This window comes from Roseivirga sp., from assembly GCF_049099775.1.
In the GTDB taxonomy this organism is placed as follows: domain Bacteria; phylum Bacteroidota; class Bacteroidia; order Cytophagales; family Cyclobacteriaceae; genus Roseivirga.
Genome location: NZ_JAGDZM010000002.1, coordinates 355,318 through 373,461 on the forward strand (window position 1 = coordinate 355,318; position 18,144 = coordinate 373,461).

The 18,144-nt window shown below is 40.2% G+C and carries 12 protein-coding genes; 5 read left to right on the top strand and 7 right to left on the bottom strand.

Annotated features, from left to right (window positions below):
* Nucleotides 1-38: 38 nt before the first annotated feature.
* The 3 genes from JXQ92_RS03845 to JXQ92_RS03855 all read left to right on the top strand — a co-directional run bounded on the left by JXQ92_RS03845 (nucleotide 39) and on the right by JXQ92_RS03855 (nucleotide 5,605).
* Nucleotides 39-377, top strand: a complete 339-nt coding sequence (locus JXQ92_RS03845) for a PadR family transcriptional regulator (protein WP_421985264.1) — start codon at nucleotides 39-41, stop codon at nucleotides 375-377.
* Complete coding sequence (locus JXQ92_RS03850; protein WP_421985265.1) at nucleotides 371-2,953, top strand: ABC transporter permease; 2,583 nt, start codon at nucleotides 371-373, stop codon at nucleotides 2,951-2,953. The genes JXQ92_RS03845 and JXQ92_RS03850 overlap by 7 nt, the downstream gene beginning before the upstream one ends.
* Before the next feature lie 69 nt (nucleotides 2,954-3,022).
* On the top strand, nucleotides 3,023-5,605 hold the full coding sequence (locus JXQ92_RS03855) for an ABC transporter permease (RefSeq protein ID WP_421985266.1): 2,583 nt from the start codon (nucleotides 3,023-3,025) through the stop codon (nucleotides 5,603-5,605).
* A gap of 14 nt (nucleotides 5,606-5,619) precedes the next feature.
* On the opposite strand, the gene JXQ92_RS03860 is transcribed toward JXQ92_RS03855, so the two are convergent.
* Nucleotides 5,620-7,824 carry a peptidase domain-containing ABC transporter gene (locus tag JXQ92_RS03860; protein WP_421985267.1) on the bottom strand — a complete coding sequence of 735 codons (2,205 nt, stop codon included), beginning with the start codon at nucleotides 7,822-7,824 and terminating at the stop codon, nucleotides 5,620-5,622.
* A gap of 555 nt (nucleotides 7,825-8,379) precedes the next feature.
* On the opposite strand from JXQ92_RS03860, the gene acs reads away from it, so the two are divergent.
* Nucleotides 8,380-10,314 carry an acetate--CoA ligase gene (acs, locus tag JXQ92_RS03865; protein ID WP_421985268.1) on the top strand — a complete coding sequence of 645 codons (1,935 nt, stop codon included), beginning with the start codon at nucleotides 8,380-8,382 and terminating at the stop codon, nucleotides 10,312-10,314.
* Nucleotides 10,315-10,324: 10 nt separating this feature from the next.
* Here the strand turns inward: acs and JXQ92_RS03870 are convergent, their stop codons facing one another.
* From JXQ92_RS03870 to JXQ92_RS03895, 6 genes are all read right to left on the bottom strand, one after another.
* On the bottom strand, nucleotides 10,325-11,395 hold the full coding sequence (locus JXQ92_RS03870) for a WD40/YVTN/BNR-like repeat-containing protein (RefSeq protein WP_421985269.1): 1,071 nt from the start codon (nucleotides 11,393-11,395) through the stop codon (nucleotides 10,325-10,327).
* Nucleotides 11,392-12,195 (bottom strand): DUF6503 family protein, encoded by an 804-nt coding sequence (locus tag JXQ92_RS03875; RefSeq protein ID WP_421985270.1) that lies wholly within the window; start codon nucleotides 12,193-12,195, stop codon nucleotides 11,392-11,394. The genes JXQ92_RS03870 and JXQ92_RS03875 overlap by 4 nt, the downstream gene beginning before the upstream one ends.
* A 79-nt stretch (nucleotides 12,196-12,274) precedes the next feature.
* Nucleotides 12,275-12,724, bottom strand: a complete 450-nt coding sequence (locus JXQ92_RS03880; protein WP_421985271.1) for a hypothetical protein — start codon at nucleotides 12,722-12,724, stop codon at nucleotides 12,275-12,277.
* 41 nt (nucleotides 12,725-12,765) lie between these two features.
* Nucleotides 12,766-13,299 (bottom strand): RNA methyltransferase, encoded by a 534-nt coding sequence (locus JXQ92_RS03885; RefSeq protein WP_421985272.1) that lies wholly within the window; start codon nucleotides 13,297-13,299, stop codon nucleotides 12,766-12,768.
* Between the two features lie 130 nt (nucleotides 13,300-13,429).
* Entirely contained in the window at nucleotides 13,430-14,353 is a 924-nt protein-coding gene (locus JXQ92_RS03890) for a hypothetical protein (RefSeq protein WP_421985273.1), read from the bottom strand.
* A gap of 291 nt (nucleotides 14,354-14,644) precedes the next feature.
* Complete coding sequence (locus JXQ92_RS03895) at nucleotides 14,645-15,280, bottom strand: DNA-binding response regulator (RefSeq protein WP_421985274.1); 636 nt, start codon at nucleotides 15,278-15,280, stop codon at nucleotides 14,645-14,647.
* Between the two features lie 227 nt (nucleotides 15,281-15,507).
* On the opposite strand from JXQ92_RS03895, the gene mutS reads away from it, so the two are divergent.
* Nucleotides 15,508-18,114: a DNA mismatch repair protein MutS gene (gene mutS / locus JXQ92_RS03900; RefSeq protein ID WP_421985275.1), complete on the top strand. Its 2,607-nt coding sequence runs from the start codon at nucleotides 15,508-15,510 to the stop codon at nucleotides 18,112-18,114.
* Nucleotides 18,115-18,144: the final 30 nt, after the last annotated feature.

An 18,144-nucleotide genomic window follows, 5' to 3' on the forward strand; every position in this document is an offset into this window, starting at 1 on the left:
TTATTAAAAACTACATTTAGGAATTAAATCTTATTTGTATGAAGAAATATCAGCTAGGAGAGTTTGAGGAACTAGTGCTACTCACGGTAGGTGTTCTATATGGAGAAGCGTATGGTGTTGCTATCAAGGAGGAAATCGAAAAACGTCATGACAGAAAAGTTTCTGTTGGAGCGCTTCAGTCTGCGTTGCGCAGAATGGAAGAGAAAGGTTTCTTGGAATCGGAATTTGGCGAAGCCACCAAGGCTCGCGGCGGAAAGAGAAAACGCTATTTCAAAATTACGGCACATGGTAAAAATGCGCTAGATCATAATATTCAGACAAGGCTAGAACTGTGGAATCAAATTCCAGATGTAGCTTTTCAATTTAAATTATGCTAAAAAAAGTCGGTCAAAAACTTATTAAATTCTATTGTCATCCCGATTTCCAAGAAGATATTCTCGGGGACTTAGAGGAATATCATGAATTGCATTTTGAGGATAAAGGAGCGCGCTATGCCGATAGAAAATTCCTTATCGATGCACTTTTACTGTTTAGGCTCTCTCTCCTAAGAGACAAGTGGTTTAGTCAACAATTAATTAATACACCCATGGTCAGAAATATTTTTAAAACCGCATTTCGAGTGTTCTGGAAAGAAAGCGGATACTCACTTATGAATATACTAGGGCTTACCGTTGGTATTGCCGCTAGTATGCTTCTATTACTTTATGTGGAATCGGAAAAGTCAGTCAACCAATTCCACAAAGACATCGATAACATTTATCAAGTGATGGAACACCAGACCTACCCAGGTGGTGTGCGTACATTTGAAGACAATCCAGGACCTTTAGTCACCGTTTTTCGTGACGAAATGCCTGAGGTGGACTACATGGCCGCTTTTACAAGGCCATATAAAATTCTTCTAAGCGTAGACAATGAAGGTCACAAGGAAACTGGCATGTGGGCAAGCGAAGACTTCTTTCAAATATTTGATGTGGATTTCATCGAGGGTCAGAAGGAAAGTTCTCTCACAGAACCATCGACTGTTTATATTTCAAAACGCGTGAAAGAACGAATTTTTGGGTCGGAACCCGCCCTTACTAAATCTATAAATTTTGATGGCTGGGGCGATTTCCAAGTTGGTGGTGTATTTGAAGATGTTCCGAACGCAACGACCATCGATTTCGACTTTGTTTTACCATACCAAGGCTGGCGCGAGGTATTTACTTGGGTAGAATTATGGGAAAATAGTGGTGTAAGAGGTATTGCAAAACTATCTCCAGGTACGGATGTCGGCGCTTTTAACAAAAAGATAGCTGGATACATAAATCAAAAAATTCCGGATAAAGACCACAACGTGAGCATATTTGTTCAGCCCCTCAAGGACAGATATTTATACAACAATTATGAAAACGGAGTTATTGCCGGCGGTAGAATTACTTATGCTAAACTACTCACAGCAGTAGCCTACTTTATCTTATTAATTGCGATCATCAACTTTGTAAACCTGGCGACAGCAAGGTCTACTAAACGGGCCAAGGAGGTAGGCGTAAAGAAGATAGTCGGTTCAACAAGAGGGTTGCTTCGGGCTCAATTTATGGTTGAGTCTATACTCCTTGCCTTAATTTCCACCGTTTTGGCAGGAGTGGTTATCATGAGTGTGGTATCACCGCTGAATATGTTGGTAGGCAAGAGTATGACTTTTTCTTTTGCCTCAGTCGATCAAGGGTCAAAGCTTTTAATAATAGGACTGGGTGTGGGGCTCTTAGCGGGTATATACCCTGCTCTTGTCTTGTCAAGTTTTAAGCCACTAAGTGTGGTAAAAGGGTCTTTTAAAACTTCTGGCTGGTCTAATGGTATCAGGAAAGGACTTGTTGTATTTCAATTCACTATTTCTACTGTTCTGATAATTGCCACACTGGTAGTTCGTAATCAGATGGATTTCATCAAGAGTAAGAATTTGGGTTATGACAAAGAGCACTTAGTGACCATTCCTGTTGAAGGAGCACTTCGCGATAAAGTAGTTCAAGAGCAATTCAAGTCCACAGTGCTTTCAAATAGCAATTTCAAAAATGTAAGCTTTTCTGGAGGAACACCACTAAGCTTTTTCTCTTCAACCGATGCCGGTTTTTCATGGGAAGGTAAGGTTGGTGATTTGAGCAATAAATTCCGCATTATTAATACAGATACTGACTTCTTCGAGACCTACGGGATGGAAATTATAGAAGGAAGAGGTTTTGATCCAGAACTGGCTACAGATACCCTGAATTACATAATAAATGAGCAAGCGGCAGCAGCCATGAATGTGGAAAATCCTATTTCATTATCAGTATCCCTTTGGGGTAGTCCTGGACGTATCGTAGGAGTGGTTAAAGACTTTCACTATAGCTCTTTACACGAAAAAATTGGTCCCTTAGTGATGCCTTACCGCCCAAACTACCCGACCGACCTTACTATAAAAATGACAGGCCAAAATGTAGTTGAAAGTATCACTTTTTTAGAAAATGTGACAGCTGAACTCAACCCAAGCTATCCGTTTGATTACAGTTTTGTGGATGTGGCATATGAGCAGCTATATCAAGGCGAAGCCACCATTGGTGTTTTGGCCAATTACTTTTCTGCTATCGCCATTTTTATTTCCCTACTCGGGCTATTTGGTCTTTCCAGTTTTTCTGCTGATCAGCGTATAAAAGAGATTGGTATTAGAAAAATATTAGGAGCAAGAGTGTCCCAACTTACATTTCATGTATCCAAAGGCTTTTTAATCTTGGTCGGCGTAGGTTTTGTGTTGGCCGCTCCTTTAGGGTATGGATTTATGAATAATTGGCTGCAGACCTTCGAATATAGGACGGAAATTGGAGTCACTGTTTTTATACTTTCCGCCGGTATATCAATGTTCATTACGCTTTTAGCGGTCAGCTATCATGCATTAAAAGCGGCTTATACCAATCCAATAACAAATTTAAGGACTGAATAGTATGCAGAGAGAGATTCAACATTTGTCATCAGCAATAATTAGTCAGCAGAAATCACTTGAAACCGGTTTATGCTAAAAAAAGTAGGTCAAAAACTTATAAGCTTTTACTGTCACCCTGATTTCCAAGAAGATATTATTGGAGATCTAGAAGAATACTATGAAGCACATAGTAAGTCGAAAGGAGTGCGCTATGCCAACAGAAAGTTCTTTTTGGACGCACTGTTGCTTTTTAGGCTCTCTCTCCTCAAAGACAAATGGTTTAGTCAACAATTAATTAATACACCCATGGTCAGAAACATATTTAAAACAGCATTTCGCGTATTCTGGAAAGAAAAAGGATACGCATCACTTAACATTTTAGGGCTTACTATTGGCATTACGGCCAGTATGCTACTGCTACTTTTTGTTGAGTCAGAAAGGTCGGTCAACCAGTTTCATTCCGATATAGATAATATATATCAGGTGATGGAACACCAAACATACTCTAATTACAGCTACACATATGAGTCAAATCCAGGCCCGCTTAGCGACTATTTTAAGCAGGATATGGCAGAGGTGGAATATATGGCTGCTTTTACCTGGATGGAGGAACGCCTTTTTAGAATTAACGGACAGAGTTTTAAGGAGCAAGGACGCGTTGCTAGCGAAGACTTTTTCCAAATCTTTGATGTGAAGTTCATTGAAGGATCAAAAGAGGAGTCTTTAACAGACCCTACCAAACTCTATTTATCAAGAAGCACCAAAGAACGAATATTTGGTGATCAGCCAGCGCTATCTAAAACCCTACAAGTTGATGGTTGGGGCGACTACCAAGTGGCTGGCGTCTTCGAAGATATACCGAAAGAATCGACTATTAATTTTGATTTTGTGATGCCATATGCCCCGTGGAAAGCTCGCAATGGCTGGCTCGATAACTGGGGGAATAATGGAATAAGAGGAATTGCCAAATTGCAGCCCGGCGTTGATGTTGAGGCTTTTAATACGAAAATTCTGAACTACGTTAATGACAAACAAGACGGAGAAGAATCTGTTGTAACATTATTTTTACAGCCTTTCGGCGATCGTTACTTGTACAATAATTATGATGACGGAAAGCTCGCTGGCGGAAGGATAGCTTATGTTAAGCTCTTTACGGTTGTCGCGATTTTTATTCTGATGATTGCGGCAATTAACTTCATGAATTTGGCCACAGCACGTTCTACAAAGCGCGCTAAGGAAGTAGGGATTAAGAAGGTAGTAGGTTCCTCAAAGTTTTATTTACTACTCCAGTTTATGTCAGAGTCAATTATTCTGGCAACCTTCTCAACAATAGTGGCTGGCTTTTTAATCATGTTGATTCTACCTCCACTCAATACACTCGTGGATAAGGCAATGACTTTTTCTTTTACTGAACTTAACCAAGTTGGTTTATTGCTAGGCATTGGTGTAGGGGTTGGTTTTCTATCTGGCCTTTATCCATCATTTGTACTTTCAGGTTTTAAAGCCTTGAGCGTACTTAAAGGAACCTTTAAAACTTCTGGATGGTCAAATGGGCTTAGAAAAGGGCTTGTCGTATTTCAGTTTATCATTTCTACAGTGCTTATCATTTCTACCCTCGTAATCCACGATCAGATGAGCTTTATTAAGAATAAGAATCTTGGCTATAATAAAGACAACGTGGTCTATTTTGGCGTTGAAGGCGAACTTGAAGATTTAAATACGCGCGAATTACTAAAGCAGAGGATTCTAGAGAATCCAAATTTTGTAGAAGCTACCTTTTCAAATGGTTCCCCGTTGAGTGTTGGTTCTTCAACCTCTGGTGGCTTTTCTTGGGAGGGAAAAATAGATCAAAATCAGACCAACTTTTACATTATTCGTGCCGGTCACGATTTCGTAGAAACTTATGGTTTAGATATTATTCAAGGACGGTCTTTTGACAAAGCTTTGGCCACAGATACTATGAATGTGATCATCAATGAGCAGACGGCTAAAATGATGAATGTAGACGACCCTATGGGTGTTCCAATTACTTTTTGGAATAGAACGGGTCGTGTAGTAGGAATTGTTAAAGACTTCCACTTTAGTTCGCTGCACGAAGGTATAGAGCCTTTAATTATAGGCCTAAGGCCAGAGGATAGTCAAGTCTTTAGTGTAAAAATGACAGGGCAAAATGTAAAAGAGAACTTGGCTTATTTAGAAAAGACGGTAAAGGAAATTAATCCGAATTATCCCTTTGAGTATCGTTTTGTGGATGAAAGCTTCGAGCAACTATACAAAAGCGAGTCTACAATTGGGATACTAGCAGACTACTTTTCTGTTATAGCCATATTCATTTCCCTACTAGGCTTATTTGGTTTAGCTAGTTTCGCCGCTGAACAGCGCATTAAAGAAATTGGCGTTAGAAAAGTTTTAGGCGCTAGCATTATCAACCTTTTAGTGCTGATGACAAAAGGGTTCATGATTCTAGTTGGCGTAGGGTTTATAATTGCTGCTCCTATTGGTTACTATTTCATGGATAATTGGCTGAATGCTTTCGAATATAGAGTAGATATTGGGCCATCGGTATTTTTGTTGGCAGGATTAGCTTCGCTAGTAATTACCGTGCTTACTGTGAGCTACCATTCTTTGAAGGCAGTTCATGCTAACCCGGCAAAAAGCCTGAAATACGAGTAATTAACTGAACGCTATTAATAAGAACGCTCTTTGGATAGTTTCCTAAGCGCGTTCTTTTTTACGGTCTTTCGTCTAGAATCATTTTCATCTTTCAAAAACTTATTTGGGCTACCTCCTGAAGTAATTTTACCTGCCTTGAGCATATAGACTTGGTCAGACTGTGTAGTGGAAATTGGCAAATGTGTAATTTGAAGGATGGGCATCTCTTTCTTTAAGTCATTCAGTATGGCATGGATCTTATGAACATGTTTTTGATCCAAGGATGACGTGATTTCATCCAGTAGTAGGATTACAGGACCATTAATGAGGGCTCTTAATAGACCAAGTATTTTCCTTTGTCCGCCGGACAACTTTACCCCATTTTCGCCTAAAATGGTATCAACACCATGGGGTAAGTTTTGCAATATTAAGGCTAAGCCATACTGATGAATAAGTTGCTCCACTTTTGTTTTTGCCGCCTTTTCAGAAGAACCAATTGACTCTAAATGTATGTTTTCCCATAGACTAGCATTGAAAATTTTTATGTCTTGAGGAACCACTCCAATCCTACGTCGCCACTCCAATTTGTCTTTATAAATACTATGATTATTAAAAAGAACTCTTCCAGAGTTGGGGGTGTATAATGTGCTTATAATGTCAAGAAAAGTTGACTTTCCACTACCGCTTTCGCCTAGTAGTGTTGTCAATTTTCCCTGAGGTACGACTAAAGAAATATTAGTGAGTAAATCGAGTTGACCCGGGTATGAAAAGGTCAGGTTTTGGATTGATAGAACATTTGTTTCGGCCATTTCAATCGAAGACTTATGAACTTCTTGTTCTTCATCCTGGCTGAGCAGATCATGCATTCGTTCGAAAGCAATTTTAGATTCCTGAAAATCGACAAATGTGAGTGCCAAATTTGAAATACAATTCGAAGTGATGGTTGTAATTGAAATAATGGCCAACATATTACCTATTTCTAGAACACCGCTGGTCACTTTAAGAGAGGATATAGTAATAATTACAATAGTGGTGAATACGGTGCTAAGTTGAATAGCCAGACCGAAGCGAATGGTCGCTTTATCTGCAGAATATACTTTTGCCCGAAATGTATGATAGAATTTCATGGCATATGCGCTAAATTTTTGATCTAGCTGCCCCCGTTTTATCTCATCAATTCCAGAAAAAGTGTCCGCGTAGTTCGCATTGTTTTCAGCATGTTGGTTCATAGATACTTTTTGCGCTTTCAACACACCACTTTTTAGCCGGACTACTAAAAAGAAGACAATGGGCGTGAGTAATAAATTGACTAAGCCCAAGTTGACATCATAAAGGAATAAGAGCACAAAGGCGACGATTATTGTAAAGACACTAATTAAGCCATCTTCAATCCATTTGGTTGTATGTTCTTCAATACCTTCTGTGTCTTCAAGACGCGTGAGTAGATCACCTATCTTTTTGCTATCGAAAAACCGCTTGGGTTGTAGTAAAAGTTTGCTGATAAATCGCTGTGTCAACGTATTATTAAAGTCTCTGCTAAAAATGGCCATACTATGGTTTCTTATATAGGCCAAACCAATAGAAAGCATGAGTATAACTGACCAAATTACGAGGCTTATAAGTACCAATTGTCGATTGCCAGAAGGCAAAAGCTCGTCAACCAGTTTTTCGGTAAAAATTGTAGTACAGAAAATTAATATGGAATGAATAATCCCGAGCAATACAATCGCAGTTAACCTTTTCCGATGAGCCTGAAGGGCTGGAATCAACCAACTTTTAACGAAAGAGTCTTTTTTAGAAGGAAGCTTTAATGCACTCGAATGCTTAATTGTCATACATGTCTCAGTGGTCCAAAAACGCGCTAGTTCTTGGTCGGAGAGTTCTAGAACTCCTTCAGCGGGGTCTGCAATCAGCCATCTATTATTTGCTTTTCCTACGCACAGCACAAAGTGGTTTTGGTTCCCTTCTTTAATAACATGAAGAATTGAAAATTCTTTAATTAAGCCAAATTCGGAGCAGGACATTTTAAACGCATCAACTTCAAAACCCAGTTCTAAGCCGGCATGTTGTAAGCCTAAAAGAGAGGTTCCTTCTTTAGTCGTTCCGCTAATAATTCTGAGGTGTTCTAGCGAAGTATGATACCCTAGATATTGGACTAAAGTCAATAGACAAGCTGCACCACAATCTTTCTCATCGTGTTGTTTCTTCAAAGATTTTTTAAGTCGTCCTATCTTTTTCAAGTGCCTTGGGCTAGAGCTCAATTTTGCTAAAACAGCGGTAGGTCAAATGCCGCTTACTTTGTTTTTAAGAAATAGGTCGAAAATGAAATAGGTACCTCTTGGGCGAAGGTACTTTTAGCGAAGGCGTTGTGCTTTAATAGATGGTTGTACGGAGGTTAGCAGTCTTCTTTTCAATGTAAATTAACAGAGGTTTCTACACTTCGCTAAAATGCGAAAATAACGTTTAGAAAGCGGGTTCAAACGCCTTCTTCTTCTGTGTAGTCTTGAGCATCTATCGCCACCAATTATCTGACTCGATTCGATTTTTGTAAGCTTTGTCATGATCAATTTTGTTTAGTAAATACGTGAAATAGAATCTCAACCTAATCAATAAAATTTGCTTTTACGAAGCCTTTGGGTGAACAACAATTTCTTTGAAATGAACAACTGAAAAGCGGTTAAGAGTTTTGACTCTTCCTGCTCAAATTGTCAATTCTCCTTTTCACGTTACAATTATCTACCAACTATCAGATAGGTGGAGCGGACGTTTTAATTACTGTTTTTTTTTCTGAATTTATGACTTCAAAGTTCATCACGACTGAAGAAGAAAATATGAGCCATCAGATTAGTTCTCTTTCCGAGTATTTTAAAGCATATGAAAAAAGCGTAGACAACCCTGAAGCATTTTGGGAGAATATTGCGAAGGCTTTTGACTGGCGAAAACCATGGGACAAGGTTCTAGCGTCTGACTTTGAAAAACCAGCGGTAAAATGGTTCCTAAATGGCAAGTTGAACCTGACCGATAACATTTTCGAGCGGCATTTAGCGGAAAAGGCCAATACCCCGGCGATCATTTGGGAACCCAACGACCCGAATGAAGCAAACAGAATAGTTACTTATCGGGAGCTTTTTGAAATGACAAATCAGTTCTGTAATGCATTAATGGCACAAGGAATTGAAAAGGGCGACCGTGTGATAATCTATATGCCGATGGTACCAGAAGCGGCCGTAGCCATGCTGGCATGTGCACGTTTGGGAGCCGTACATTCTGTCGTTTTTGCTGGATTTTCGTCGTCTGCTCTAGCCGATCGAATCAATGATTGTGAAGCGAAAATGGTGCTTACTTCTGATGGAAACTATCGTGGAACAAAACAAATCCCAGTCAAGGCTGTAGTTGATGAAGCGGTTGAAAACACACCAAGTATTGAAAAGGTAATTGTACTGAAACGAACTGGTGATGAGGTGACGATGAAGGAAGGAAGAGATGTTTGGTGGCACGATGCCATCGCTAATGAGTCGACTAACTTTACGGCAACCGAAATGGATTCCGAAGACCTACTTTTTATTCTATATACCTCAGGATCTACCGGAAAACCGAAGGGAGTAGTTCATACCACTGGCGGCTATATGGTATATGCTGAATATTCATTTTCTAATGTTTTTCAATATAAGCCTGGGGATATTTACTGGTGCACTGCAGATATTGGCTGGATTACGGGACATTCCTATATCGTTTATGGTCCGCTACTGGCCGGAGGAACTACTTTGATGTTTGAAGGCGTTCCGACCTTTCCGCATGCAGGTAGATTTTGGGAAATCGTTGACAAGTATCAGGTTAATCAATTCTATACCGCACCAACAGCTATTCGAGCATTGCAAGTGCATGGATTGGAGCCGATAGAACCCTATACTTTATCGTCGCTCAAAGTCATTGGCTCTGTAGGAGAACCCATTAACGAAGAAGCATGGCACTGGTATCACGACCATATCGGTAAGGGCAATTGCCCTTTGGTGGATACTTGGTGGCAAACTGAAACGGGAGGCATCATGATCTCTGCTTTGGCAGGAATCACACCCAATAAGCCTGCCCATGCTTCTCTTCCGCTTCCCGGTGTTCAGCCCGTCATTGTAGATGCAGAAGGTAAAGAGTTGGAAGGCAATAATGTTCAAGGAAACCTCTGTATCAAGTTCCCATGGCCTTCCATGATTAGGACTACATATGGCGATCATGAAAAGTGCAAAAACGTATACTTTTCAGCTTATAAGAACATGTACTTTACAGGAGATGGTGCTAAAAGGGATCACGATGGATATTTGAGAATCTTAGGGCGCGTGGATGATGTCATTAATGTTTCAGGGCATAGAATGGGTACCGCTGAAGTAGAAAACGCCATCAACGAACATCCAAAAGTGGTAGAATCTGCAGTGGTTGGTTATCCGCATGATGTAAAAGGACAAGGGATTTATGCCTATGTAATTTGCGACATGACCGGAAGAACGGAAGACAGTCTCAAAGCTGAAATAAAAGACACCGTAAGAAAGATTATCGGACCGATCGCGAAGCCAGATATGGTGCAAATCGTACCGGGTTTACCGAAGACAAGATCTGGAAAAATAATGCGAAGGATTCTTAGAAAAGTGGCGAGTAAGGACATCTCTAACCTAGGAGACACATCTACTTTATTGAATCCAGAAGTAGTTGATGATATTATTAAGGGCGCGGGACTATAAGCGCCTTCAATTATTGAGGGCTTTCTTTTTTAAAGGCCAATGTGGCAACTCTACCTTGAGAACCCGATGCCCATGCGGATTTTCCAGTTTTGGAAACGGAAACGGCATAATATTGACCTTCCATCGGGGTATACGCATCGTCACCAGTGCGGTAATAATCGCAGCTTTCTCGGCCTACTGCTAGTATTAAATCCTGATTGAAAACTGCAACGCCAGAACGGTAGCCGCCTGGGTTCATCCCAGCCATCATCGGAAACCAGCTGGCACCACCATCAGTGGTATAGGCTGCATTTATTCTTGTCAACGAATCACCACGGTAGTCTCCACCGACCATTAAGCCCTCTAAATCATTCTTGAAATCGATTGAGAAAATTCCTTGAGTAGCCTCACCTGATTGTAGCGGAGTGACGGTTTTATTCCAGGTTTCTCCTTTATCAGAAGAGTAGAAAAGGCTAGCTTCTTCACCGCCAAGACCAATATAAACATGATTATCACCATTTACCCGAAGGCAAGTACCACTAGCTGCAAAACCACCTTGGCCATCTTTGGCCTGTGGTCTTTGTTCAAAAGGAAGTTCATTCCAAGTTTCACCACCATCAGAGGTTCTAAGAATTAATAACCTACCGTTGATAGCGTCGCCAAATGCTATACCCTCTTTGTCATTCCAAAAGTCCATAGCATCGTAAAAAGTCCCTTCCGCATCGCTAAAATATTTTCTATCCCAAGTATTGCCGCCATCTACAGTTTTATAGATTAAGGCAGGCAAACCGGCACTTAATACAATGGCGGTATTGGCATCAAAACCTTCAACATCTCTAAAGTCAATTTTCGCGTTGTTAGGAACGCTTACATCTTCCCAAGTTGTTCCGCCGTCAGTTGTTTTCAGTACAGTGCCACCGCTACCACTTGCCCATGCCACTTGGTCAGAAACAGCAGAAACCCCACGTAAACTGGCTGTGCTGCCCGTATTTTGAGGTACCCAAATAGGTTCGGGAAGCTTTACTTTGGTTGTTTCTGTTTCTTTTGATGGTCCACAACCAAATAGTAAGACCGCAAATGCTAGACTTAAGAATTGTCTCATTCTGAATCGGCAAGGGGTTTTAAAGAAGGCTTTTCTGGCGAATTATAAACGCTTTCAGGAAGCTCTTCAAATACCATAATGTTAGAAAGTTGTGCCATTTCTCTTTCACCAGAAAGCATAATATCGCCTTGCTTTTTATAGTCTTTCCAAGGGTTTATGAAGCGAGGTTCCTCAGTATCAGTAGTGGGGTAATATGCCCACTGCGTTACTAAGCTAGATTCTTTGTCTACCCAAACGTAGTACATGTTTTGAGGCGTTCTTCCTACCCCTTCAAAAGTCATGTTTAGCTTATCCGCCATTCTTCCGTCTTGGGTGGCCTCTTCGCCGGCATACGTGAGTGTTACACCAGAGTCTTTTAACTTATAAGGCATTACCAACCAATATGAATCATTGATCCAAATACTTTTGCCCCTGTTTACAATGGTTTGAAGAGAGTCACCCTGTAAAGCTAGCTCGTTACCATCTTCGAACACTCTTCCGGTGTCATCATTAATGTTGAGCAAGTAGGTGCTGTTGCCCATGTCAATTCGAACATCACCGGTCCATTTGTCCCAAATAAGCTCTCTTCGTCCGAAGAAATTCCAGCAAATATGTCTTGTGTTATCCCATGCTTCGCGGCCGCCCATGGCTTCCATTACTTCGTCAGCTATGGCAATGGCCTTGGCATCAGAACCTGCTAAATTAAATCCCTCTGAATGAGGGTTTCCATAAGGCTCATCTTTCTTTTCGGTTTGTGGGCTGCATGCGGCAAAACCTAAAACGATTAAAGTGAGTGATAAGAGGAGGTGCTTGGCTTTCATAGTTGGTATAATTTCCTCCAATTTAGCGAGTTCCGGTTTATGGTTCAATCCATTGGTCACAAAGCCGCAAATGAAGCCACTATTTTACGGGTGCGTAAGGGTTTATATCCCTTAACTTTTCTTCCAACGCTCTCAAGTCTTTCAATCTCATCCAACTCACTTTGACTTTATGCTGTTGCATTTTATCATCCGCATCTAGAATATTTAAGCCAATATGTAAATGATCAGTTTCGAAGTAACTGTCGAAGTTGTATTTAGTGACTAATAGAGAAGTCTGTTTTTTAGAAAATAGCTTTTGCGAATTGATCACCATGCCGCCTTCTGCTTCTGAAGCATGAATATAAAGTGGCCAGTTAATGAAAGAAGACATAAAACCGAATATCGGTGCGAATGCAGCTAACAAGATTATACTCGGTAACTCTGGTGCGATAATGAATTTGTAAACGAATATGAATACAATGAATAATCCGTAAAAGAAGAGTAAGAACTTAAATCTATTGACTTTGCCTTTGTTGTTAATATCTTTCATTTGACCAGGTTTGTGTGGTGAATTTAATGGATTTGTAGGAATTAAGCGAGCTTCATTTTAGAGACTAAGTCCCACAACACAATCCCCGTAGTTACTGATACATTTAGGGAGTGCTTAGTACCAAATTGGGGGATTTCTAGGCACCCATCTGCCAATTGAACAATCTCATCTTCTACGCCGAAAACTTCGTTTCCTAGTACGATAGCCACTTTTTGATCTTTATCGGGTTGAAAGTGTTGGAGGGGAATGGAACCTTCTACTTGTTCAATGGCCATAATTGTATAGCCGTCACTCTTTAGAGCCTCACATGCCGATCGCGTATCTTCATAGTATTTCCATTTCACCGATTCTGTGGCGCCAAGTGCAGTTTTATGAATTTCTCGGTGTGGCGGCTGGGCTGTAATACCACAAAGAGCAATGCTTGTGATACCAAAAGCATCAGCTGTTCTAAAGGCAGACCCTACATTATGCATGCTTCGAACATTGTCCATCACCACCACGACAGGTAATTTATCAGTAGCCTTAAATGCTTCAATATCTGGCCGGTTGAGCTCCTCGTTTTTCAGTTTTCGCATCGCTGCAATTTTAGAACCCTAAATGGATTATACAAGGTTCTCAAAAAGAAAGTACCCATCCCATCCGGACAGGCACTTTAACAACACCAATCAAAAACTATCTTTTATTGCGTTTAGGCTCAGATTTTGTCTAACGAGCAGCTCTGCTATTTTTAGAAATAACTAAGTACTTAGAGATTTGCCAAAAAGACTCAGGGTCCGTGATCTCGAGAATTTTCACCCCTTCTGACTCACCAGGTAAGATGGAATAGGAGCTACTCGGGTGATTGCTTACAAGCGATAATGAAGCAGCTTCTATTTTTAGCTGATTGATATTTCTTTTATCAAGCTCTAGGAATTGAGCCATATCAGCGTCCTCTTGAAGGGTTACTTTTCTACCAATTAAGCCTAAAAAACCACCTTCTTTATCAACGACCCCTTTTGCTTTTAAGTCCTGAAATGTACCTATAGCGAGATAACCTTTGTTCAATTCGTCATTGAGCGCAGTTAACTGAGATACCTCAAGTGTTTTTTCCTCTATGGCGTCAACTTGTGCTAAAACAGTAACATTTAAGGAGTCTTTTTGAGAGTTTAAGAATGTAATAGCTTCTTCCTTGGCCACCAGCGCTGTTTTTAGGTCGATTATAGTGGTTTGTCTCACTTTTAAATCGGCCTGTAGAGCATTGAGTCGTTTTTGGAAAACACCTTGTTTTATTTCCGAACTCTTTATTTTATCCGAGAGTGTTTTTACGTTTTCATTTGAGCGAATAATCAGATCGTCTATCATGGCAATTTCACGCATAATGCTCTCTTTTTTGCCCTGATTAAATGGTTCTTGGCTTTGACTGTAGACTAGGTTTTCCTTTTCAACAATACTTGTAATCTCTTCTTCTACGTCTATGATCAAAGACATGACTTCTTCAAAAGCCGATTCCTTCTTCAGGATCTCCTTTTCTAGATTCGCGTAGCGATTTTCTATGACTTCTTTTTTTTTGGAGGTAGCGGATACAGTTAACCACATAGCGATGGTAAGTGCACCCAGCAATACCATGCCGATCTTCATCGTTTGTTTCATCTTCTTAGGTTTTAATTGTTAAATGATGGATTAAATAATTGTGTAAATGCTTCATGAGAAGCAGAAAATCAGACTCGTATAGCCTGTTGGCTGTGATGCACTGTAGGGGTTGGGTTGGTGGGCCTTGAGAATAGGTTTGTGATGATTCTCACTAGTATAACGAGAACTTTAGTTGATATTGTGTGAATGAACGAATAAATTAGTTGAAAAGAGTTTCGCTTGTATAAGCGACAAAATATCAGGCATTCAAAAGACTTAAAAATAGAGAGGGTTCAAGTCTATTATCGATGGTTACAAGCCCGTTTTTTTAGGTTTTAACCAACCACGATCTACGGCATATATAATCAGCTCAGTAGGTGATTTGAGGCCTAACTTTTTGAGGATATTTTTCCGGTGAGAATTAACCGTATGAATACTAATGCCAAGATTGTTCGCAATTTCTGAAGAAGGTAATCCCCTGCCGATCGATTTGATAATTTGCATTTCGCGTTCCGACAATTCGCTGTCAACCCCTAGCTCTAGATTGTTTACCAAATTAGTCACCTTCTGACAGAAAAAGCTTCCTCCTTTATGAATTACATCTAGTGCCGTATTTATTTCTTCTACAGAGCAGTTTTTGGTTAAAAAGCCATCAACACCAGCCTTCAAATGTTTATTTATTGAAACAGCATCATCATCTTCAGAAACGATGAGTATTCTTAAATCGGGATAACTCTCTTTAATTTGTCTTGTGACGGTATCTTGAAGTATAAAATCGCCTAAATATTCAAGAATAAGCAGCTCTGGTTGATGCCTTTGAACTTGATCAGCCAAATTCCTGTCGGTATTGAAAACGACCACCTCATTTATTTCACCATAGTTTTCCAGAATAATCTTAATTCCGGTACTGGAGAGAAACTGTGGGTCATAAATGGCCGCTTTTTTCAAGCTATTCTTATTTAGACTGATTAAAATTAAGACAAAATTACTATTCTTATTTGAAAGGCCAGCAATAAATTGACAGAGCTTTTAAGCTTAGAATGTTGGGTGACGGTTTACGGAACGTCAAGAAGCAGATTCATTGAATTCTAAAACTTACAACAGCACGATATTTTCGAACCAATAATCTTTATTTTTGATCTTTAGAATTAAACTAATACCTATCAATATTTAGTATGGCTAAGAAAAAAGAGGCGAAGGAAACCCCGTTGATGAAGCAGTACAATGCTATCAAGGCCAATCATCCTGGTGCACTTTTACTTTTTAGAGTTGGTGACTTTTACGAGACTTTCGGAGAAGACGCTATTGCTGCCAGCAAAGTGCTAAATATTGTATTAACTAAACGTGCCAATGGGGCCGCAAGTCATATAGAACTTGCCGGTTTCCCCCATCATTCCCTTGATACGTATTTACCAAAGCTAGTACGAGCTGGAAATCGAGTGGCTATTTGTGATCAGCTAGAAGATCCGAAAAGTGTAAAGGGAATTGTAAAGCGGGGTGTCACTGAATTAGTAACGCCCGGACTTTCTTTCAATGATAATGTTCTCGACCAGAAGAGAAATAACTATTTAGCATCGCTCAGCTTTGGAAAGGATGAGATCGGTGCTGCATTTTTAGACCTTTCGACCGGAGAATTCCTTACCGCACAAGGAAAGCCTAGTTATATCGATAAACTGATTCAGGGCTTGAACCCTTCAGAATTCATTTACTCTAGAACACAGCGAGAGGCTTTTGAATCCCATTACAACGACGATTTTAATACCTACCAAATCGATGATTGGGTGTATGCCTTCGATTATGGCTATGAGAAACTAACCAATCATTTTTCTACAAGTTCTTTAAAAGGCTTTGGAATAGAAGATATGAATCTGGCCATTACCGCTGCAGGGGCTGTTCTTTACTATTTAGAACATACAGAACACAAGGAAATCGGTCATATTGCTGCAATAAGCCGAATTGAAGAAGATAAGTACGTTTGGCTCGACAAGTTCACGATCAGAAACCTAGAACTCGTTTATCCGCAACATGAAGGCGGAATCCCACTCATTCAAATATTAGATAGAACGCAAACCCCGATGGGCGCTAGAATGATGAAGCGCTGGATGGTTTTGCCTTTGAAAGAGATTGATAAGATTCAAGAACGGCTTTCTATAGTAGATGCATTCCATGAGAATGGCGCTTTAAGTGAAGAAATTGCTGAATCCATGAAGGATATCGGCGATTTGGAAAGGTTGATTTCTAAAGTAGCCGTAGGCCGAATAAACCCGCGGGAGTTAAACCAACTCAGAAAAGCACTACTGAGTATAGGCCCAATGAAAGCTTCTTTGGCAGCCGCTAAGAATAAATCTCTTCAGGCACTGGCAGCCCAACTTGATACCTGTGAGCCACTACTAGAAAAAATAGAACAAGAACTTCAGCCAGATGCACCTATGCTAGTACATCAAGGCGGAATTATTGCCGAAGGTGTCGATGCTGAATTAGATGAATTGAGGGGCATCGCTTTTAGCGGAAAAGATTATTTAGTTCAAATTCAACAACGTGAAAGCGAGGCAACAGGCATTACCTCTCTAAAAATCGCCTACAATAAAGTTTTCGGCTACTACCTAGAAGTAAGCAATGCGCATAAAGACAAAGTGCCAGAAGAATGGATTCGAAAGCAAACACTGGTTAATGCGGAGCGATATATAACAGAGGAACTTAAAACGTATGAGGAGAAGATTATAAATGCTGAAGACCTCTACAAAGTAATCGAGCAAAGGCTCTTTCAAGAACTTATCGCCTTTGCCGCAGACTATACTATTAAAATCCAGAAGAACGCTAAAGTCATTGCTACTTTAGACTGCTTGATTTCTTTCTCAGTGATTGCGAAAACTAATAATTACTGTCGACCAGAATTAGACGATAAAATGCTGATTGATATTCAAGATGGTAGGCATCCTGTGATAGAACAGCAACTTCCCGTTGGAGAATCCTATGTGCCGAATGATGTGTTACTAGACGATCATACGCATCAAATCTTGATTATTACAGGGCCAAACATGGCGGGTAAATCAGCATTGCTCCGTCAAACGGCATTGATTGTATTAATGGCGCAAATGGGTAGTTATGTTCCCGCGTCTAGGGCCTCTTTGGGTATCACAGATAAAGTTTTTACCAGAGTTGGCGCCTCTGATAACTTATCCAAAGGAGAATCCACGTTTATGGTAGAAATGACCGAAACCGCCAGCATATTAAATAACCTCTCTGAGCGCAGTTTAGTGTTAATGGACGAAATAGGCCGAGGTACCAGTACTTATGATGGTATCTCCATAGCTTGGTCTATTGTTGAGTATCTCCATAATCATAACAAATTCAAAGCAAAAACGCTCTTTGCCACGCACTATCATGAATTAAACCAGCTTGAAGAAGATTTTCCTGCGATTAAAAACTTCAACGTTTCGGTAAAAGAAGTCGACAACAAGGTCATCTTCATGAGAAAACTCAAAGAGGGAGGTAGCGAGCATAGTTTTGGTATCCATGTGGCGCAAATGGCTGGTATGCCGAACCCAGTCGTGATTCGTGCCGCCGAGATTATGGGCCACTTAGAACAAGATAAAATTCGTAATCAGTCAGATGATAAGGTAAAGAGCATTCCGAAGAATAATTATCAACTCAGTATGTTCGAAGCCGATCCTACTTTCAACGAGATCAAAGAGTTATTAGAAAAGACGGATATCAATACGATTTCCCCCGTTGAGGCACTATTAAAGCTCAACGAGATTAAAGGAAAGCTTAAAGACTGACAAGGGCTAAACGGAATACTATTGCCTGAT